We start from the raw sequence: 19,998 nt of genomic DNA, 5'->3' as shown, positions 1-19,998 counted from the left end.
GGCGCGCTTTTCTTCAGTCAAAATTTCAGAAATGATTTCGTGATCGAGGCTTCACGCCATAGGATAGATGACAATAAGGAAGAGACCTTCCAGAGAATTGTCTATGAAGCAACATAGTTCTGCATGGATCACGCGCTCTTTGCTGCAGGTGTTGATCGTGCTGGTGTTAAGCGTGTCTCATGCGTATTCCGAAACCTACATCGCTGGACAATTGGGAGCGGCGGTGCCGGTCGGCGACGGAGGGCTGACGAGCGTCGACGTTAATTCCTCATTTTTTCTTTCAGGGACCACCCATAGCGATCTGGAGCTCTCCTCTTCATTCATGTTCGGCGGGAAAGTCGGGCATTACTTTGATTCCGTTCGTTGGTTTGGTCTTGAAGCAGAAGTGTTTCACTCAACCCCACATATCGAACAACAAAGGCATACTTTTCAAAACCCAGCTTTTCCGGGAGTAACTCCCACTGCGACGCTTCAGGGGACCTATCTGCGGGTCTTGACCGTCGCTCCATTCAACCTCATGTTTCGTTACCCGCATGCCCGCGTACAGCCGTATATAGGCGTGGGCCCCGGAATATTTTTCGCTCGGATTAAAGGGGAAGGACTTGCGCCGAATTCCCCTGCGTCGACATCAGACAATGCAAGAATTGGAGTAAATGTTAAAGCCGGTCTCGAATACTATATGACCAGACACGTCACAGCATTCGCGGAATGGAAGTTTAACTATACACGCTTTAATTTCGACGACAACCCTGAGCTCTTCCCGTTCTTCTTCGGCATGAATGCCACCTATACCATGCACTTCGTTTCATTCGGTGTCGGGTATCATTTTTGAGCTTGGTTCCTGGTACGGGTATTACTTGAACTAGGAATTATCGTTGCGTTTCGTGTAATCTCCCTTTACATACCTCTCCACCACATGCGCTATGCAAATCTGCACTGCCTGCAGCCGGTCGCAGCCGGAGATCAACCGATTCTGTATCCAATGCGGGCAGCGGCTCGACGGAAGAACAGATACTCCAGCGCCTTCTCGCTCCGATAATTCTGTGCCGGAACAACTCAATCTCCCGGTGCTCTACGGAATGGTCGTGTTTCTGATTGTAGCCGTGCTGTTCCCTCCATGGGAGACTCCACCCACTCAGACGCCTGAGTTTCTCGGCATGTATTTCATCCTTTACCCACCCGCGCCGGAAGCCGTCGTGAGCCGCATGCTCCTGACTATCGAGCTGGTCACGATTGCGATTGCAGGTCTGTACGGAGCATTCCTGTTCCGGAAGAAATAAGTCCATCAACCGTCATTCGTCAGGCAGACAGCAACTTGGGGAAGAACCGCAATCCCCGGTTGACCATTGATGAATAATGGGTACTAGTCCAGCGCCAGCGTGAGGCATTTAGCTGAGCCGCCCGACTTCATGAATTCATCGAGCTGAACGGGATGAGTCTCGTATCCTCGGGCAACGAGCCAGTGCTGAGTGGTGGGACATCCAGTGGGAAGCACGACATGTTTTCCGACACAGACGGCATTGCACGCGAACTTCAACGCTTCATCTTCCGGAACAGTCAGACGAAGCCGGTCAGGGACTCGTTCAACTATCGCCGTCCGGCCATAGACGTCGAATGCGGCTTCGAAGTACAGGAGCTCGCCTCCACTTAACGGACAGAAACAGGTATCGAGGTGATAGAAGCGAGGATCGACGAGTTCAAGAGGGATAATCTCCCGATGGAAATGTTCGCTCAAGACCGTGAACGCACGAATGTCCGATCGCTGACGATATCCCCCGAACCAACACTCCGGAAAGCCCAGGAGGTCCCCCGCGCCTTCAAAGAAGAGTCCTTCCTCAAGCGTGATGATGTCGTACGCGTGTCCGCGAAACCAATGCTCGAAATACCCCTCTTCTCGTTGCCGTTGAGGGTAACGGAATCGGCTCACCACTGCCTTGTGTCCCACGACGACACCGGCATTGGCTGTAAACACCAAGTCCGGCAGCCCGGCGATCGGCGTCATGCGCTCAAGCGCGACACCCACATCCTTCTCGAAGACCTCCATGAGCGCATGCCACTGCCGCATCGCCTGTTCGTGATCCACCCGATTGCTGAGCCGCATCCAAGGGTTGATCTCATACTCGACCCCGAAAAAGTCCGGAGGGCATACCAGCAGGCGGTTCATGCCGGCCGTCCTAGTAGTCTGGCCAACTCGGACAGAAATGATGCCGCGTCCATCACGAGCCCCACAGCCTGAAAACTTCCACGATCGGCGAGCTTGGTCGGTACGGATGGGTTCACGTCCACACAGACGGTCGGAATCGTTGCCGGCAAGAGATTCCCGGTTGCCACGGCATGCAACGTGGATGCGACCAGCAAGGCCAGCCCGACACCGGGAACTGCGGCACGCATGGCGCTTTGTGCGCGGACGGAATCCGTGATCACACCGGGAAGCGGGCCGTCGTCGCGGATCGTTCCCGCCATCACGACCGGAATGCCTTGTCGGACGCAGGCTGCCATAATCCCCTGCTTGATGACGCCGGAGGTTACCGCTGATTCAATACTGCCGATTGCCCGAATGCGGTTGATCGTCCGCAAATGATGCTCATGGCCATGCGGGACCGCGCGACCCGCGGTCAGCCCATACCCTAATGAGGTGCCGTACAAGTCCGCTTCCATGTCGTGAGCCGCGAGCGCATTCCCACAGAACAGGATGTGTACGAATCCTTCCTCGATGAGCCACGCCAACGCGTCTCGTCCGCCTGCATGAATGATCGCAGGCCCACCCGCGAGCAGGACCTTCGAATCCGCCTGCCCCCGTTTGTGCCGTTCCCGCAGCTGGCGCATCCGTGCAGCAATGTCGGCAATAATATGGCTGTGCGGGCGTTCGGCCGACACCTGCGACTCCATGAATCCGAAGACATCCCGTTCGGGCGGACGTTGCAGAGGGATGACACGGACGCCTTCCCGACCCACGACGATTCGATCTCCCAGACGAACGTCGCCCATCGGGAGGGCGTGGGCCGCTGAGCCTTCTTCATTGACTACAATCGCCAGATCCATCTCGATACGATCCACGTCTAACCATCGACCATTGAGACGGATCTGGGTGGGTAAATGCGTCGTGGCGTAGAACTCTTCGGGCAACACCCCGTCGGCGGACGCGCTGGCGGTCCGGCAGTCTACCTCACACTTGACCGACGCGCCGTGTGGTTGAATCGTCTTGAGAATGTCGTCTAGAAGCGTTTTGGAGCTTGTTCGAATGCGAATGAGTGCGTGAGATGGTTCTTCCCGGGTCTTTCCGATATGAACATCCTCCAGATCAAACGTACCTCCCATCATCAGGATGAGATCCAACACCTTGGCCAGCACGAGAGAATCGATGATGTGCCCTTGAAGGTAGACGCTTTCCTGGTGCTGGTTCATAGTCCCGCTCTCTGCTTGTGAGCCTATTGTACCACTCGGGTTTGTGGGCGGAAGAGAATGAGGATTGGGAGCTAAGGACTCGCTGGAGATACTTTCATCAGTTCTCTGAGTACGCTTGTGGCGTAGGCGCCTGGGGGCAGACTGAAGGAGATGGTAAGGGCATCCCCGCTCAGCGACCATTCCAGATCGGCAAGGGGGACGCGCAGCGCCCGCCGTTCGCCACGGAATCCGCAGGCCTTTGCGGCGGCAATGAGGGCTTCTTTTGTCGTGCCTGCTTCTGCAATGACTTCTTGCTCGATCTGACCTGGTTCACCGCTTGCCCAGGACACGCGCGACCCAAAGAGGATTCCTGTCGGGCTGATCTCAAAACGGTCTGCCCGCGGCTGCTCGTTCTCGGCATTGTCGACATGGAAACAGGCGCCGTTCTCCAACTTCATGGCCCAGTCGCCGACGAAGATTCGGTCGATCTGATCGATCCGCCGCGCCAGCAGTCGATTGAACAGAAACGACTGATAGGCATTGAGATACCAGATACGCGTGCTTCGATTCATCTTTTCACGTCGACGAGCATCATGGAGCAGCGCGGCTCCGATTTGGTAATTGTCGCCGGCTTTCCCTTGCCGCTGTGGCCCGAAGTAGTTGGGCACGCCACGCGCACGCAGTTGATGGAGAATGGCCGGCACCGCTTCAACGGCATGGCCGGCGACTTGGCGTATGACCAAGCGAAATCGGTTGCCCCCATGATGGCCGGTTCGCAGCCGATTGCGATGGCGTCCGAGGATCCCTAGGCTTAGCAGTGTGTCATCGATCTTTACGTTGGAGACGTGGTCTGGCGTGATTCCTTGGAGGGACACCATCTGCGTGGTGACCGCCCGTGCGTCCTTGAGCCCCGCGACACCGATTGCCTGTGCCTTGATCCCCAAAGAAGACGAGAGCCGGCGAACGAGATCCGGCGTGGAAAGATTACGTTTCGTAATCGTGACGTACAGATGCTCTCCCTCCCCGCATGGGAGGTAGAGCGGCCGCTCTTCGACTTGAAAGTCTTCGGGCGTGGCGCGAATGTGCCCGCCGATTCCAGGAATGTTGCCTGTGAGGAAGGGATCGATCACTTGATCACACAACCACGCGCGTTGAAGGGCCCACGTTCCGCTGAATTCTATCGTCAAATCAGCCGGAAAGAAGGCCCATGGTATACTTTTTCTAGCCCATGTGGGAACGATCAGGCCAATCACGAGTTGGGACATGAGCAGGCGACGGGCGGTGTCATGGCCTGATCGCGCGCGATCATTCGTCGGCTATTGCTTAAGCGAGCCACTCTATCGAATCTTCAGTCTCGTCCCTCATTGGGAATGGGGTTTATCCGATCACGAAATCTCCATCCTCACCCATGCACATCCTTCCCTGGCCGGCCATCGTGCCGTCCATCTCACAGATCTGCATCTTGACCGATATCACCCGCGGCATGATGGTATTGTCGAAACAGTGACAAAGCTTGCCCCTGATTGGATTTTCATCACCGGAGATCTGCTCAACGTACCCGAAGGCTTGCCCCATCTCTTCCGTTTCCTCGAACACCTGCAAGCCATCGCACCCGTGTACATGACGTTGGGTAACCATGACCATTACAGCGGGGTGCCGATTGCACAATATGCCGAACTTGCCGATCGACACAAGATCACGTTGCTGGTCAATCAAAGTACCATCGTTTCAACGGGCAGGGGAGAATTGGTGATCGTGGGTGTTGATGATCCCTCCCTCCATCGCGCCGATCTTCGATGTATCCCTTCTCGAGCCGACCGTCGCTTTACGCTGCTCCTGGCCCATGCACCGAATATTTTGGACCATATCGAAGCGCATCATGCCGTTGACTTGATTCTCTGCGGACACAGTCACGGAGGGCAGTGGAGAGTGCCGGGAATACCCATCTTTTGGCTTCCTCCTGGGTGCAACGGCCGTGTGGCTGGCTGGCACGAATCCGGCCGGCACAGGCTGTACGTCAACCGGGGGCTGGGTTGGTCCTTCCTCCCGTTTCGTTTCAACTGTAGGCCTGAAATTGCCGTGATTGAGTGGGTCTAGGAACAGACCTCGACCCGGCATACCGAGATCGTTACTCCCGCATCCGTTCCAGCGCTTCCCTGGCTCGACTTCTGACGGTTTGGTCCCAATCATGTTCCATGACCGTCTTCAGGCGTTCGCGTGTTTCGGTGGCCCGTAGTCGTCCAAGTCCCAAGGCTGCGCAGGAACGCACATAGGCATGATCATCTTCCAGTGCTTTGACCAGGAGCGGTACCACCGACAGATCTCTTAGCGCGCCCAAATGGCTGGCCGCCATCCCTCGGATGCGATGCTGCTTATCCCCCAGCGCTCGTTCTAAGGTCGTGGCCAACAGTTCCTTCAGGGCAGGGACGGCTGATTCAAGCCCGTCGATTCGGTATTCGTTGAGTTCAAGCAAGGCAAAAGCAAGGTCGAGCCGTTTATCCCGGGCGGTTTCTTGCTCGAACAGCCTCAGAAGCTTGGTTCGCTCCCGCGCTTTCGTGCGATGGCGACGGAGCGCCCTCACAGGAATGAACAGCAGGACGGCAAGCACCAACCCGATCGCAGCCATCGGCACCGCCTGATCCACAATGTAGTCCTGTGTGTCAGGCGATAGGCGTTTCCAGATCCACACTGCGCTCACGATGAGGCCGACCAGCGCGGCAAGCAGGGTGAGGTTCGCCTGCCCATGGTTGCTACGGTCCGACATAGAGGCGGATCATACGAACGTGATCGATGAGTCGTCAATGAAGCGGTTTGGCTCTGCATAACGGCCATCCATCACGCTGAGACTCGGCTTCCTGTCGTCTATGCATAATTGACTTGCGATTGTGGCAGTGGTCATACTCGATCCCCGATTGTTGTGAGTAAGGCGCGAAACGATTATGGACGATCATCCTCAGAACGGCGCCATTCGACGGGTCATGGTCGGAACCGACCGCTCGCACACGGCGGATCAGGCCGTTCGTTGGGCCGCTCAATTCGCTGAACGATATGGCACGGAGCTGTTCGTGGTACAGGTCATCCTTCCGCAACACCCGGCCACCACCGAATTCGGCGCAGCCGAGCACACCCGGGCAGCCGCCGCCAACGACGAACTGGAAACGTTCGTGAGACAGATCGCCGGAGAGCGCGGACACTCCGTCGTTGTCAGTCATGGTGATCCGGCATCGGCAATCCTGCGCGCCGCTGAGCAGGAACAAATCGACGTCTTGGTCGTCGGCAATTCGGGAATGGCCGGCCGAAAGCAGTTTTTGCTCGGCAATATCCCGAACCGTATCAGCCACAATTCCCGCTGCACCGTTGTGATCGTGAATACCCAGTCAGCGGCGGATGGGTCAGCTCAAGAATCCGTGCGCATCCATAAGCCACAGCCGGAATCCCACGTCACTGAACCCCATCTGGGAGCACGGGCCGTGCGAATCGCAACGGTGATGGCGAAGCATGGCTTGAAGGAGCTGTTTGGACAACCGGAGACAGCAGATGTTTCCATTCGCCGTCAGCAGGCGAAGCGCCTACGGGCTGCGCTGGAGGAGCTGGGTCCGACCTTTTCAAAGCTCGGCCAAGTGCTGTCCACCCGTCCGGATCTCCTTCCAGCGGAATACATCGAAGAACTCGCGATGCTGCAGAGCCACGTTCCACCTATGCCCGAAAGTGAAGTCGTCAAGGTTGCTGAGCAAGAATTGGGTGTTCCGTGGGAGGACGTGTTCGAGTCGATTGACCCCAAGCCGCTTGCGGCCGGGACGATCGCGCAAGTTCATCGGGCCACGCTTGAAAGCGGTGATCGTGTGGTCATCAAAGTTCAACGGCCCACGGCGCGCGCCGAAATCGAACAAGATCTTGCCCTGCTCGAAATATTCGCCCAGAAAGTCGGCCAACGCCCTGCCCTCAATCAAGTGGTGAATATGGAGGCGGTCTTCAAGCATCTCTCCACATCGCTGCACCGTGAGCTCGACTTCCATCAAGAAATCGAGAACATCGACCGCATGCAGACGGTACTCGTGGACTATGATCATCTCGCAGTCCCCTCCGTGCATCACAAACTATCGACATCCCGACTGCTGGTGATGGAGGAGATTCAAGGTGTTCCGGTCACGCAGGCACCGGAAGGTCCGGAGCGTATCGAAGCAGCCCGTCAGCTCATGGAAAGTTACTACAAGCAAATCATTGCCGAGGGTTTTTTCCACGCGGATCCGCACCCAGGCAATCTGATGTGGTGGAAGAACCGTATTTACATTCTCGATTTCGGGATGGTCGGCTCCGTCGATGCCAACGTGCGCGAGCATCTCCTGTTATTACTGATGGCGCTCTGGAAGGAGGATGTCGGTTTTCTCAGCGACGTCACGCTGATGATGACCGGCTCTCTCGACCGCAGCGATCTGGATCTGCCCCGGTTTCAAAGTGAGATCGGGGAAGTCATGACGAAATACCGCAAAGCGGCTCTGGCCGAGATGCAGATCGGGCCGCTTCTCCAGGAAATGAGCGCGATCGGGTTCCGCCACGGCGTTCCGCTACCGGCTTCGCTCACCCTCGCGGCCAAAGCGCTCGCGCAAGTGCAACTGGCGACTGCGAATCTCGACCCAAAACTCGATCCGTATGACGTCGCAGGCAAGTTCCTCATGCGACTTATGATCAAACGCATGGGAGCCACGCTCGATCCAAAGACACTTTTGTATCAGTCACAGAAGCTGAAGGTACGGGCCGAACGAGTGTTCGAGGCGATCGAACATTTGATCGGCGCGCGCCCGGGCCAGAAGCTTGTCGTCAATTTCCGGGCCAATTCGCTCGAGGAAATGGTCCGGCACACAGGGCGGCGTCTGACATTGGGGCTGACCGCGGCGGCCAGCATTCTTGCCAGTGGGCTCACAGCCACGTCAGGAACAGTCGCCGGCTGGATACCGATTACGTTCGGCATCGCGGCCGGCCTGCTGACGGTCGGACTGATCCTTGATCTGATACGCGGTCGTTAGGGTTTCGCTTCGCCGTTCTTGATCGAACGTAGAATCACTCTCTCGAGCAGATATGCGATCACCGACATCCCAAGAGAGATGATCCAATATTCTGCTTGCCGAACCAAAGGCTGGTGAAGAGGCTTCGTGGTATCGCCGGACATACAATCATTATCGACGACGGCCTTATCGTCTGCAAGAGGGAATCCGTCTCTCTCGTGCGCTCCATCGGTCCGCGCACGTTCATTCATCATAGAGCTTGTTGATCATGGATGATCCCGTATCAGCGTGGCTGGAAGGCCTTGGTCTCGGCGTCTATCGAGAATCATTTCAGCAAAACGCCATTACCTGGGATGTTCTGTCCGAATTGAACGATGTCGACTTGGCGTCGCTTGGTGTGTTGCTGGGCCATCGGAAGAAGCTATTGCGTGCCATTGCGCAATTGCCACAAACCGGTGAGGGTGGCGGCACGAAGCCTCAACCGGCTGAAACCGGCCGGGGAATAACACCGTTCCCTTCCGATGGAGAGCGAGCAGAGCGTCGCCAATTGACGATCATGTTTTGTGATCTCGTGGGTTCGACAGCACTTGCGAGTCAGTTGGATCCTGAAGACCTCCAAACGGCCATCCGACGTTTTCTCGATACCTGTAGCCAAGCGATCAGCCGATTCAACGGCTATATCGCAAAATACATGGGTGACGGGGTGCTGGTGTATTTCGGATACCCTCAGGCCTACGAGCATGACGCGGAACGAGCGGTACATGCCGGGCTGGCCGTGCTGGATCTGGTCAAGGCTCTTCCTCGCGAAAATACTGTCCAAAAGGGCTTTGAAATTGCCGCACGAATTGGAATCGCGACAGGCCATGTCATAGTCGGCGAAGTCATCGGACAGGAAGCGGCGAAGGAGCGGTCAGTATTCGGCGAAACTCCGAATCTGGCCGCGCGCCTGCAGGCGTTGGCCGAACCCAATCAATTGATTGTTGACTCGACGACGAAGCGCCTGGTCGGAGATGAGTTCGAGTTTGCGGACCGAGGCGCCTTTTCTCTCAAGGGATTCGAAACGCCGGTGCATATCTGGCAGGTTGTCAGCAGCAAACCGTCGGCCAGCCGGTTCGAGTCTTATCGTTCCGGCCGATTGGGCCATTTCATAGGCAGGGAGCACGAAACGGCACTTCTCTTGGGGCGATGGCACGAAGCTGTTTGTGGCGAAGGGCAGGTGGTCATCCTTTGCGGTGAGGCCGGGATCGGCAAGTCTCGCATGGTCCGCAGTCTGTGTGACCGACTTGCCGAGGAAGGGTACCAGACGATTCAATTTCAATGTTCGCCTTATCACACAAATACGGCACTGTATCCGGCCATCACGTATCTACGACAGGCGGCTGGACTGTGCGGTGAAGACACCCCCTCGGTGCAACTACGGAAACTCGAGGCACTGGCCGTCGATAGCGGCATCAATGACCGGACCACGGTGTCATTGCTGGCGGACCTGCTCTCGATCTGCGCAGATGGCCTGTCTCCACTACCGCACGTGTCACCCGAAAAGCGGAAGGAAATGACCCTTGAAGCACTTGTACAGCAACTCCAAAGACTGGCCGCTCGTCGCCCGACACTCTTTATCGTGGAAGACGCCCATTGGGTCGATCCGACAACGATGGACCTGCTGACAAGGATTATCGACCGCATCCAGCCGATGCGCGCGTTATTGATCATCACCTTTCGGCCTGATTTTAAACCGGTCTGGGCGGAGTACAGTCACGTGACGTTTCTGACGTTGAGCCGGCTTCCCCGGCGGCATAGCGCAGAGCTTCTTGGATCGATGACCGGAGGAAAGACACTTCCGCTTGAAGTGGAACAAGCGATTCTGGCCAAGACCGATGGGGTCCCTCTTTACATCGAAGAGTTGACGAAAAACCTACTCGAGTCAGGATTGCTGACCGAAGAGAAAGACTCGTTCACCCTGACGGCGCCATTACGAGACCTATCCATCCCTGACTCTTTGCAAGCCTTGCTCATGGAACGAATAGACCGATTGGGTCCCGCCAAGGAGATTGTCCAAATGGGGGCCTCGATCGGGCGGGAGTTCAGCTACGAGCTGTTGCGGGAAACCGTTGATGTCGCCGAGGGGGAGTTGAAAACGGCGCTCCACTTGCTGACAGCATCGGGGCTCATTTTTCAAGAAGGGGATATCCCTGCTGCGAAATACCTCTTTAAACACGCGCTCATCCAAGACGCTGCCTATAGCACGCTGCCAAAAAAATCACGCCGTGCCCTCCATGCCCGTATCGCTCACGCGTTGGAGAACAGATTCGCAGAGCGTGTCAAAGCGGAACCGGAGTTGCTTGCCTATCACTATGAGCAGGCAGGCGTCATCAGCTCGGCTGTTCATTATTGGCATCTTGCGGCGCGCAGAGATGCGGCGCGATCCGCGGATGCGGAAGCGCTCAGCCATTTTGATCGAACCTTACATCTGCTTGAGACGCTGCCGCAAAGCCCGGAGCGTCATGCGCTGGAGTTGGAACTGCTCATCGCGCGCGGTGCTCCTTTGCTGACATTGCGAGGGTATGCGTCCGATGAAATAGAGAACAACTATCTCAGAGCAAGAAGTCTCTCACAGGAGAATCCCGGTTCTGAGCAATATTTTCTCTCTATCTGGGGACTATGGGTCTTTCATCTCGTCAGAGGACCCCTCGCCAAGGCGTGCACGCTGGCGGAAAGTCTCCTCTCGTGGGCAAGCCAGCAGCAGAATCCCGATTTGCTGATTCGAGCGCACGAGAGTGTGGGCTCGACGTACTCCTTCCTTGGCCGGTTTGGCGAAGCCAAGGCACATTTACGTCAAGCAAGATCGCTCTATGATCCAGATCGACACCGTTCGCAAGTCTTACCCTATACCCAAGATCCCGGCATCACGGCGAGAATCATGCTGGCGAGAACGTTATGGATATTGGGAGAGGTAGACGAAGTCGAAGCGCTGGTGACGGAGGCCATCGCCATGGCAAGAGAGCTGGAACATCCATACACGTTGGCATTTACGTTGGCGACCGCTTCATGGGTCGGTTCGATTCTTCGTGACACGAATAGGACCCTGAGCCTGACCGAAGAAGCCATCATGCTGTCCACCAAGCACTCGTTTGAAGTCCCGTTGGCATGGGCGATGTCCTTTCAAGGCTGGGCGTTGGCCGAGCAAGGAAAGGAGAACGGCCTTGAAAGGTTGGTAGAAGGACTCTCGGCGGCACAGAGAGCCAAAGCGAGTCTCAACAACACCTATACGTTGGCGTTACTCGCCGAGAATCATTTACGGAATCAACATACGGCGGAAGGCTTGGTCGCCGTTCAGCAAGCACAGGAGCTCGCTGTAACCCAGGGAGAGCTGTGCTGGCAAGCGGAGCTGCTTCGACTGAAAGGCGAGCTCCTCCTTGCGCAACCTGACCCATCGACCTTCGCAGCAGAGCAGTGTTTTTCTGAAGCCGTGCAGATTGCCCACGATCAACAGGCACGAATGCTCGAACTCAGAGCCGCGACGAGTCTCGCGAGGCTCTTGCGCAACCTGAACAAACCAGATATGGCTAGACGCACCTTGGATTCGGTTCGCGCAAGATTGAACGAACAAGGCGCCAATCCCGACTTGATTGAAGCTCAAAAACTCCTTGCTCAACTGAGCGTTGCGACTTAACCCATGGCTGACATTTCCAGCTCATGCGCTTGACGATTCTTGGTTCCGGGACGAACATGCACCCCACGCGTGCTGCGGCGGGGTATCTTGTGCGCACCGATCAATATATTCTCCTTGATTTCGGCCCGCGCACCTTGACGAACATGATCAAAGCTGGTGTCGACCGACACCGGATCACGCACATCTTGTTCTCCCATTTTCATGCCGACCATTTTTCCGACTTCATCACATTCTTCTTCGACGCGGTGATCTACACCAAATACGGAGGAGGCCATCGCCCAGGGCTGACCCTGATCGGGCCGAAAGGCACGATCCGTCTCTTACGATCGATCATGCATAGCTTCCCCAGCTTTTCCTCGGCCCCGTTCGGCGTGGTCATGAAGGAAGTCGCCGGCAAACCCTTCTCGATCGGGGATACACGTATCATCCCCAAGCCCGTGGTCCATGTTCCGGACCTTTCAAGCGTCGGCTATCGGATCGAGTACCAAGGTAAGGCGGTCGTGTATTCAGGAGACACTCAATATTGCGACGCACTCGTCTCGCTCTGTGTGGAGGCCGACCTGGCTGTGCTCGATTGCTCGTTCCCGGCTAATCGTCCCGGCCCCACCCATCTGCATGCCGGGCAGTGCGGCCAGGTGGCGAAGGAGGCCGGTGTGGGGCAGCTCGTTCTTTCGCACTTCTATCCGATCGCGGATCGATACGACGTCAAAGCACAGGCGGCGGAGCAGTATCGGGGCAAGATTTGGAAGGGCAAGGACGGAATGACGATACGGCTGTAATGCTTACAGCCCCTCTTCGCGAGGAGCGCCGCCAAGGATCTCGATGAATTTGGTCAGGCGGGCGGTCTTGACGGAATCTCCGGCCTTAGAATAGATCGCCAAGAGGTTTTTGACCATGCGGGACAATATCGCCCGAACCGGACTTTTTTGCAGGTACTTGTCGTCGAACCCGTAACCGGCCTCGGTTAAAAACCGGGCACAGTTTTTTTCCGTCAACAAGGCGCCGTGGTTGAAACAGTCGATGAAGATCTTGTACCGATCGGACTCGTACTTCACCAAAAAGTGTCCGGGCATGCCGATGCCGAACAGCGGCAGCGCCAAGCGCTGTCCAATAAAGAGATACACCGCCGACAGGCTGATCGGGATGCCGACTCGCCGATCCATGACACAGTTGAGGTAGCTGTTCTCGATTTCATAATAGTTCTTGGTGTTACCTTTGAACCCTTGCTCGGCAAACAAATAACGGTTGAGCGCATTGACGGCTTCCTCCCCGGAAGCTCGATAGCCGATCCGCGCTCGAACTTCGTCCGCCATCGTATCCAACTGTTCACGATAGCGAGCGACATCCAGCGCCGGATAGGCGTAGCGGGCGATGAGGAAGGCGCCGGTTTCCAGACTCATGCCTTCGTTCGGCAGGGCAACCAAGTGCGCGAGCTCGTCCTCCAGTTTTCCTCCTCGGATTTCTTCCAGGACAGAGGCGATTCGATCGGCCATTTCGGGCTGCTCGATTTCCGCCTCCTGGAGAAGCGGGACGGCCGATGGACCGATATCGATGAGTCTTCCGCTGATGGTACGGACAATCTTGTCGTCCTCATCAGACAGAAGACGAATGAGCGCGCGAATTTGACTCTCCGGAATCAGCATGCTTAAAAATTCTGAGTTGTCCGCCACAGTGTCGAGCCCGAACGATCCGGCAATGACTCAATGATCCGACGGATTCAGGCATCAGTCAAGCGATCGACGCTTCACGGTGCCATCACCCCATCGCCCGGCGGAATGCCTTGGCGCCACCGTACAAACACAGGGCATCAAATACGAGCATGACCACCACCACCATCCCCACATGCGGCAAGGCTTCACCCCAGCCGGAGAGGATTAAGGGCCGTACCGCGTCGATTGCCCAGGTCATCGGATTGAACTGGGCGAGGAAACTCATCCAGCCGGGCATGGCGGCTAAGGGAACCAATGCAGAGCTGAGGAAAATCATCGGCAACGAAAGAAATCCCAGCACGGAAAAGAAATCACCGTGGCTTTTCACGGAAAAGGCCATCGCCATGGAAATTGCGGTTAAGCCGATGCCGAACATCATCCCGATCAATAGAATCGTTGCCACACCGAGGATGCCTGTCGCGGGATGAACGCCGAAGAGGTAGGAGACGCCAAGAATCACGAGGACCTGCATCGACGTGATCCCCATGACGAAAATGAAGCGGCTCAGAATGACGGAGCTTCGGTGAATGGGCGTGGACATCAGACGTTCGAGAAACCCGTTTTCCTTATCGAATAACAGATCGACCCCGCCGGCCAGACCGTTGTTCAGGACGGTCATCACGACCACACCGGCCGCGAGGAAGCTGATGTAGTTCGGGGCCTGCATGACCTGGGTGTCGGCGGCCCGTTGGAAGAGGTTCCCAAAGAAGATGAGCCAGAAGAGCATGGGCTGCACCAGCGTGAAGAGCATGCTGAATTTTTCCCGGCTCAATCGTCGGACCCATCGCATCGTCAACGCGCTGATTTCTTGCCAATAATGCGCCACGTGTCTCCTTTAGGCCGACTCGGCTTCCGGAATCGATTCGGTGATCGCTCGCCCCGTATGCGCGATGAACACATCGTCTAAGCGTGGACGGTTGTACTGAATAAACTCGATACCGCAACCCAATCGATTGGCCGACTCAAGAATGGCCGGTAAGGCCTTCTCCGGTGATTCCACCCTGATGTCCAAGCCCTTTGCTGTTGCCCGGACGGCTTTGACTGCCGGACGGGTTTTCAAGTCCGCCTCGAGTGATGAGATCAGATTGGTTTCTTTCAAGGTCAGGGACACAATGTCTCCGCCAAGAGCGATCTTAAGCTCAGCCGGTGAGCCCAGGGTCTTGATCTTGCCGCCGTCGATAATGGCCAGTCGATCGCAGAGTCGATCGGCTTCATCCAGATAGTTGGTAGTCATGACCACCGTCATCCCGCGAGCTTTGAGCATTCGGACGTAGTCCCAAATACGGAGACGACTCTGCACATCGAGGCCGAGTGTGGGCTCGTCGAGAAACAAGATCTTGGGGTCTGGCAGCAGCCCGCACGCGATATCCAGCTTCCGTTTCATACCACCGGAGTAGGTCTTGGCCGGTCGGTCCGCATGGGCTTCCAGCTCAACTAATTTGAGCAGCTCGGCGATACGCTTGGCCGCCTCATCCTTCGTCAAGTGATAGAGAGCTCCCAATAATTGAAGGTGTTCACGCCCGGTGAGGAACCGGTCGATCGCTCGTTCTTGAGGCACATACCCGATCAGCGTTCGTACCTTATCCGCCTCGCGCACCGTGTCGTAGCCCATGATGGTCGCGGTGCCCGATGTCGGATGCAACAGGGTGATGAGGGTGCGAAGCGTCGTGCTTTTGCCTGCGCCGTTCGGCCCGAGGAGACCGAAAATTTCTCCTGCGTAGACCTGAAACGACAAGTCATCAACAGCCTTGTGACTATCATACGTTTTACACAGACGGCTGACGCTGATAGCGACGGTGCGATCCATTATTCCCAGCCCTTCGCCCCGCGACGCTCGTGCAACATGAATTGAACCAAATCGTTCAATCGACGCGCCCGCTGGTGGAGTCCGTCCGCTTCCAGTAAAAATTGTTTTTCCAGAGGTGTACAGTCGAGGTAGGTCGAGAGGGTGTTGACCAAGACTTCGTCGCTGACTTCCTCGCGAAAAAACCCTTGCCATGCCGTGCTGTCTTCTCTCGCTTGGAGGTAGCGCCCGAGTACATCGATCAGTCCGCTCCGAACGTCTTTCGTCAGCCCCTCGTCCGAACGTAGAGGGGTCACATGAATCGTCGCTTCACGGTACGGCTTTTCGAAGTGCTCTTCGGCGATCTCGCAACGTTCGAGGCCCTGCAGCAAGATGTTGGAACGGCCGTCCGGCAAGGGCTGCACACTCACGATCCGTCCGATACAGAGCGCGGGATAGATCGCTGGATTCCCATAGTAGTCCGATTCCCATCCCTCCTTCAGCAGTGCCATGGCAATACATTGACCGCCCATCGTTGCGTCGCCGACCATCCGGCGGTAACGCGGCTCAAAAATGTGGAGCGGCAGGTATGTCTTCGGAAAAAAAACGACATTGGGCAATGGAAACACTGGAAGGCGGTCGGGAATTGGAAATGGTTCTGCATGCTTGGACGGGCCTGTCGTCGACGTCCCACGTTCGCGATCGATTTGCATGACTCACGATAGCTGAGACGTGTGAAAATTGTCAACGCTGCAAGTCGACCGGCAAGTTGCTGTGAAATGTGAAACACCGCTCACAGACGGGCGATTTGTTCGTAGAGAAAGCGCGTGTTATAACCGAGCCAATTGAGCAACACAGTATTGGTGTTCCTCTCCAAGTTTGTTGCTGAAACGAGGCTGAGCATGAAAGCCGGGATGCGAATCGGGATTGTTCTTGCTGCCGTGCTGAGCGTCAATCTCTCGATGACGTTCGGCGCGAGCCCATCCCCGACACCGTTTCAATATGCGACCGCCGGGTATCGGTACGACTTTCCTAAGGACCACGGGTCGCACCCGCGCTATCGCACCGAGTGGTGGTATTACACGGGACATCTCCAGTCGAAGAACAGCCGGTCCTTTGGCTTTGAATTGACCTTTTTCCGCCGAGCCGTCCCGCCGGAGGACATCAAAACTCTGCCGTCGAAATGGTCGGTGAGCCAGTTGTACTTTGCGCATTTTGCCGTGACTGATATCACCGGACGGCGATTTCACTTCTCCGAAAAACTCAGCCGTGAAGGGTTGGGTAAGGCAGGGGCCGATGAATCGCGACTCCGAGTCTGGATCGACGATTGGCGCGCGGAGGCTTCGACCGACTCGACCGGCTTCCATACCGTGACGGCTCGCGACGATACCCACACCCTGACCCTCACGATGCAACCGGCCAAGTCGCTCGTCACCCATGGTTCGGACGGCATCAGTCGAAAAGGGGATGCCATCGGACAAGCTTCACATTACTATTCATTCACCAGACTCGCGACAACCGGGCAGTTGACGATCGACAACGAAACATTCGATGTGACCGGCACGAGTTGGATGGATCATGAATTCGGATCGGCCGATCTTGGGAACGATCTGGTCGGGTGGGATTGGTTCAGCCTTCAGTTGGACGACAACAGCGAGCTCATGTTGTATCGCATGCGTCGGAAAGATGGCATGTCCGACCCGGCCTCCAGCGGTACGGCAGTCTCACCGGATGGTCAGACACGACACCTCCCGGTGACCGGCTTTCAGATCGAGTCGACTGCCACATGGACCAGCTCTGCAAGCAAGGCTACGTATCCCGCGAAATGGCGGCTGACCGTACCATCCCTCGACCTTACCCTGGAGCTCGCTCCTTTGCTGGCCGATCAGGAACTGCGGACTTCGCGGACCGCGCAAGTCACGTATTGGGAAGGTGCGGTATCAGTCACGGGCACCAAGCAAGGCCGGCCGCTCAAGGGCCAAGGTTATGTTGAGATGACGGGCTACGCGGAACGGATCAACCAGAAACTGTAGGGGAAAGTCGGATTAGTCCTCAGTCGTTCGAGCTATGCATAGAAGGAGGTTCCATTCTCTTTGCGATCCCGAAGCCCTGCCAACATTTCCGATTCCGTGATATCCACAGCCCACCCAGGACGGAGTTGGAAGTGGGGTTCATCAACCAGCGTTTTCCAGTTGCCGCCCCATTCGAGACCCAAGTCCATTCCGAGGACGCCGACCGCCTTATATTTGACGGACTCGCTGAGGTACTTCGCGCCTTCGAAGACTCCAACATCAAAGGCGATGCCGAAGTTATGATTCGAGTACCCGCCCCGCGCATTTGTGACTTTATCACCAGGCGTTGTACGACCCTTCGCGTACAAATCGTCCTGTTCGGCATAGCTTCTTAAGCCACTAATGATCCTTATTTGAATCCCATTTTGAGCGGCCTTTTGCACCAATGCACGGGCGATGGGCCGTACTTCTGGAAGCAGTGTCGCGATATTCTTTTCGCTGCGTGCGTCGACTTCTTCGATCGCCTCGGCGGGAGTTTCTCCTCGCACCGTCGGTTTGACGATGTGGGCATAAATCGCACCCCAGGTCTCGGTCCCACCTCGACCATCTACCTGAACGCCCAGCTTCTTCTGCACCGCAGAAATCATGTCTTCCATATCCATCGTGAATCCCCTTTCTTATCTTGTAGGCTTCGATAGGGAGCTAGATACTGGAAGCCCTATGTCCTGATTCCTGTCGAGCGAAACTCGTGCGGATTGTTATCCTTTGTGGGAGATGTGTCAAACATCATTAGTAGGAAAACCGTCCCTCGCAGTGTGAGAGGTCTTCATCCTTGACTCCTCGCTGAATCCTGTGTTTAGGTCTGCCGCCACGATTGCCATGCTGCGTCTGTCCACGATCAAACTCCTGCTGGTGGCATCGCTTCTTGTCTCTCTCGGTTGTCAAAAGGAGAGTGAGGCGATCGTTTCGATCGCGCTCCATCCGACCAACGTCAACATCCTCTACGTGGCCACGAACGACGCCGTCTACAAGTCACGAGACGGCGGTGGGACTTGGGAGCGATTCCCGAGCTTCAGCGCGCGCCGGGTGACGACGCTTGCGATCGATCCGCAGCTGCCAGCCACGATCTATGCCGGCACGATGGGAGATGCCGTCTACAAGAGTCCGGACGGCGGACAACATTGGTTGCCCCATAACGTCGGATTGAAAGAACATGTCTCGTTCGTGAATCAGTTCGTATTTCATCCCGCGTTGAGCGAAAAGATTTATATCGCAACGACCGTGGGCGCGTTCTCTACGAAGGACGCGGGGCGTGAATGGGAAGAACGGATGAACGGAATGAAGGAAGTCCATATTGTGACGTCCATTGCCATCAATCCTAAGGATCCCACCATCCTGTTTGGTGGAACGACTGGCGGGATCTATCGTTCGGACGATGCGGCGATGTTGTGGAAGAAGATCAACAACGGACTGATTCCTGAAAGCGAACTGATGGCGTCCATGGCACTGGGCGTCAATGCCATTGAAATCGATCGGACGAATCCCAACGTCGTTTATGCAGGGACGACGAAAGGTCTCTTTCGCACGGCCAACAAAGGCGAGCAGTGGGAGCGGATCGGACAATCGCTGCCTGATCCGTTTGTGAGCAGCATTGTGATCCACCCGACGGAGCCGTCGAACCTATATGTCGGCGGCCCTGCCGGGGTGTGGAAAAGTCCTGACGGCGGGAAGACGTGGCGGGAAATGAATCAAGGCTTTGCGACCCGGAATATTCGAGCCCTGGTCATGGGCCCGAAAAACTCGCAAGTGCTCTATGCCGGGACAAACGGCAGCGGTCTCTATCGTTCCACCGACGCCGGCGCGACATGGGCCGCTGTGCCACTCAAAGCCGCGCCGGCTGCAGATCAATAGCCGGTCTTTGCCCCTGCATCTCCGTGCTGGTATCGACTGCTATACGACAGCATTTTATCGGTCAGGGCCTTCCATTCATCGGCGGTCATCAACTCTTTCATCTTGAATCGCAGGGCCAGAACCTTCGCTGACGTTTTCGTTCGTTGAGTGCTTGCCTCGTCGAGGACCTTGGAAAACTCTTCGGGCGGCGCCGTATAGCTGGCGTTCAATGTATAAAGTTGCCGGTGATAGGCACGTTCCTGCTCTCGGCCTGTCTTCAGTTCGTTGACGATTTCGCCGGAAATGCTCTTGACCTGCTGTGCTTTATCAGGGTCTTTCACAGTTTTGTCGATCAAGGAGGCCATATCTTGCTGGCCCTTCTGCCAATAGGCCTCGCTTTTGCCGCCTCCCATCATGCCATGGTGATGGTGGGGCGAGGAGCAGCCGACCATCACGATTGCGGTGAACAGACCAAGTAACCCGACAAACATCCGCTTCATACGTCCTCCATTGAAGAGTTGTTCCGTTCCGTCTTCATACCGTATCA

General features: G+C 56.3%; 19 protein-coding genes. 8 read left to right on the top strand and 11 right to left on the bottom strand.

Going from position 1 to position 19,998, the window contains the following annotated elements; translation table 11 throughout:
- The first annotated feature begins 103 nt into the window (after positions 1-103).
- The gene (locus H8K03_09735; GenBank protein UVT22141.1) at positions 104-832 is read left to right on the top strand and encodes an outer membrane beta-barrel protein; all 729 of its coding nucleotides are present in this window, start codon (positions 104-106) and stop codon (positions 830-832) included.
- A gap of 211 nt (positions 833-1,043) precedes the next feature.
- Positions 1,044-1,280, top strand: a complete 237-nt coding sequence (locus tag H8K03_09730; protein ID UVT22140.1) for a hypothetical protein — start codon at positions 1,044-1,046, stop codon at positions 1,278-1,280.
- An 83-nt stretch (positions 1,281-1,363) separates the two neighbouring features.
- On the opposite strand, the gene H8K03_09725 is transcribed toward H8K03_09730, so the two are convergent.
- The 3 genes from H8K03_09725 to H8K03_09715 form a co-directional block, all read right to left on the bottom strand.
- Positions 1,364-2,164, bottom strand: coding sequence for a hypothetical protein (locus H8K03_09725; GenBank protein ID UVT22139.1), 801 nt, complete (start codon positions 2,162-2,164; stop codon positions 1,364-1,366).
- Positions 2,161-3,405 (bottom strand): TIGR00300 family protein, encoded by a 1,245-nt coding sequence (locus H8K03_09720; protein ID UVT22138.1) that lies wholly within the window; start codon positions 3,403-3,405, stop codon positions 2,161-2,163. Before H8K03_09720 ends, H8K03_09725 begins: the two co-directional genes overlap by 4 nt.
- 71 nt (positions 3,406-3,476) lie before the next feature.
- Positions 3,477-4,649, bottom strand: a complete 1,173-nt coding sequence (locus H8K03_09715) for a tRNA pseudouridine(13) synthase TruD (GenBank protein ID UVT22137.1) — start codon at positions 4,647-4,649, stop codon at positions 3,477-3,479.
- Here H8K03_09715 and H8K03_09710 point away from each other — a divergent pair.
- Entirely contained in the window at positions 4,648-5,481 is an 834-nt protein-coding gene (locus H8K03_09710; protein UVT22136.1) for a metallophosphoesterase, read from the top strand. The genes H8K03_09715 and H8K03_09710 overlap by 2 nt on opposite strands.
- A 31-nt stretch (positions 5,482-5,512) precedes the next feature.
- On the opposite strand, the gene H8K03_09705 is transcribed toward H8K03_09710, so the two are convergent.
- Positions 5,513-6,148, bottom strand: coding sequence for a HEAT repeat domain-containing protein (locus H8K03_09705; GenBank protein UVT22135.1), 636 nt, complete (start codon positions 6,146-6,148; stop codon positions 5,513-5,515).
- A 175-nt stretch (positions 6,149-6,323) separates the two neighbouring features.
- On the opposite strand from H8K03_09705, the gene H8K03_09700 reads away from it, so the two are divergent.
- Positions 6,324-8,408: a universal stress protein gene (locus H8K03_09700; protein UVT22134.1), complete on the top strand. Its 2,085-nt coding sequence runs from the start codon at positions 6,324-6,326 to the stop codon at positions 8,406-8,408.
- Here the strand turns inward: H8K03_09700 and H8K03_09695 are convergent.
- On the bottom strand, positions 8,405-8,641 hold the full coding sequence (locus tag H8K03_09695; GenBank protein UVT22133.1) for a hypothetical protein: 237 nt from the start codon (positions 8,639-8,641) through the stop codon (positions 8,405-8,407). The genes H8K03_09700 and H8K03_09695 overlap by 4 nt on opposite strands.
- 11 nt (positions 8,642-8,652) lie before the next feature.
- Here H8K03_09695 and H8K03_09690 point away from each other — a divergent pair, with 11 nt between their 5' ends.
- Together H8K03_09690 and H8K03_09685 are read left to right on the top strand one after the other, a co-directional pair.
- A complete protein-coding gene (locus tag H8K03_09690; protein UVT22436.1) occupies positions 8,653-12,057 on the top strand; it encodes an AAA family ATPase in 3,405 nt (1,134 codons plus the stop codon).
- Positions 12,058-12,113: 56 nt separating this feature from the next.
- On the top strand, positions 12,114-12,836 hold the full coding sequence (locus tag H8K03_09685; protein UVT22132.1) for a ribonuclease Z: 723 nt from the start codon (positions 12,114-12,116) through the stop codon (positions 12,834-12,836).
- Between the two features lie 3 nt (positions 12,837-12,839).
- On the opposite strand, the gene H8K03_09680 is transcribed toward H8K03_09685, so the two are convergent.
- The 4 genes from H8K03_09680 to H8K03_09665 all read right to left on the bottom strand — a co-directional run bounded on the left by H8K03_09680 (position 12,840) and on the right by H8K03_09665 (position 16,262).
- Positions 12,840-13,700, bottom strand: coding sequence for a hypothetical protein (locus H8K03_09680; protein UVT22131.1), 861 nt, complete (start codon positions 13,698-13,700; stop codon positions 12,840-12,842).
- Between the two features lie 112 nt (positions 13,701-13,812).
- Positions 13,813-14,592 (bottom strand): ABC transporter permease, encoded by a 780-nt coding sequence (locus tag H8K03_09675; protein ID UVT22130.1) that lies wholly within the window; start codon positions 14,590-14,592, stop codon positions 13,813-13,815.
- 9 nt (positions 14,593-14,601) lie between these two features.
- A complete protein-coding gene (locus H8K03_09670) occupies positions 14,602-15,573 on the bottom strand; it encodes an ATP-binding cassette domain-containing protein (protein UVT22129.1) in 972 nt (323 codons plus the stop codon).
- The gene (locus H8K03_09665; GenBank protein UVT22128.1) at positions 15,573-16,262 is read right to left on the bottom strand and encodes an LON peptidase substrate-binding domain-containing protein; all 690 of its coding nucleotides are present in this window, start codon (positions 16,260-16,262) and stop codon (positions 15,573-15,575) included. Before H8K03_09665 ends, H8K03_09670 begins: the two co-directional genes overlap by 1 nt.
- Positions 16,263-16,451: 189 nt before the next feature.
- Here H8K03_09665 and H8K03_09660 point away from each other — a divergent pair, with 189 nt between their 5' ends.
- Entirely contained in the window at positions 16,452-17,582 is a 1,131-nt protein-coding gene (locus H8K03_09660) for a carotenoid 1,2-hydratase (GenBank protein ID UVT22127.1), read from the top strand.
- Positions 17,583-17,614: 32 nt separating this feature from the next.
- Here H8K03_09660 and H8K03_09655 read toward each other — a convergent pair whose 3' ends face one another.
- Positions 17,615-18,223 (bottom strand): M15 family metallopeptidase, encoded by a 609-nt coding sequence (locus H8K03_09655; protein ID UVT22126.1) that lies wholly within the window; start codon positions 18,221-18,223, stop codon positions 17,615-17,617.
- Positions 18,224-18,440: 217 nt separating this feature from the next.
- On the opposite strand from H8K03_09655, the gene H8K03_09650 reads away from it, so the two are divergent.
- Positions 18,441-19,472, top strand: coding sequence for a hypothetical protein (locus tag H8K03_09650; GenBank protein UVT22125.1), 1,032 nt, complete (start codon positions 18,441-18,443; stop codon positions 19,470-19,472).
- Here H8K03_09650 and H8K03_09645 read toward each other — a convergent pair.
- The gene (locus H8K03_09645; GenBank protein UVT22124.1) at positions 19,466-19,951 is read right to left on the bottom strand and encodes a hypothetical protein; all 486 of its coding nucleotides are present in this window, start codon (positions 19,949-19,951) and stop codon (positions 19,466-19,468) included. The genes H8K03_09650 and H8K03_09645 overlap by 7 nt on opposite strands.
- Between the last annotated feature and the right edge of the window lie 47 nt (positions 19,952-19,998).

It is taken from the genome of Nitrospira sp., assembly GCA_024760545.1.
Classification (GTDB): domain Bacteria; phylum Nitrospirota; class Nitrospiria; order Nitrospirales; family Nitrospiraceae; genus Nitrospira_D.
The sequence above is the reverse complement of the archived record's forward strand: the minus strand, read 5'-3'. Positions and strand labels throughout refer to the sequence as shown.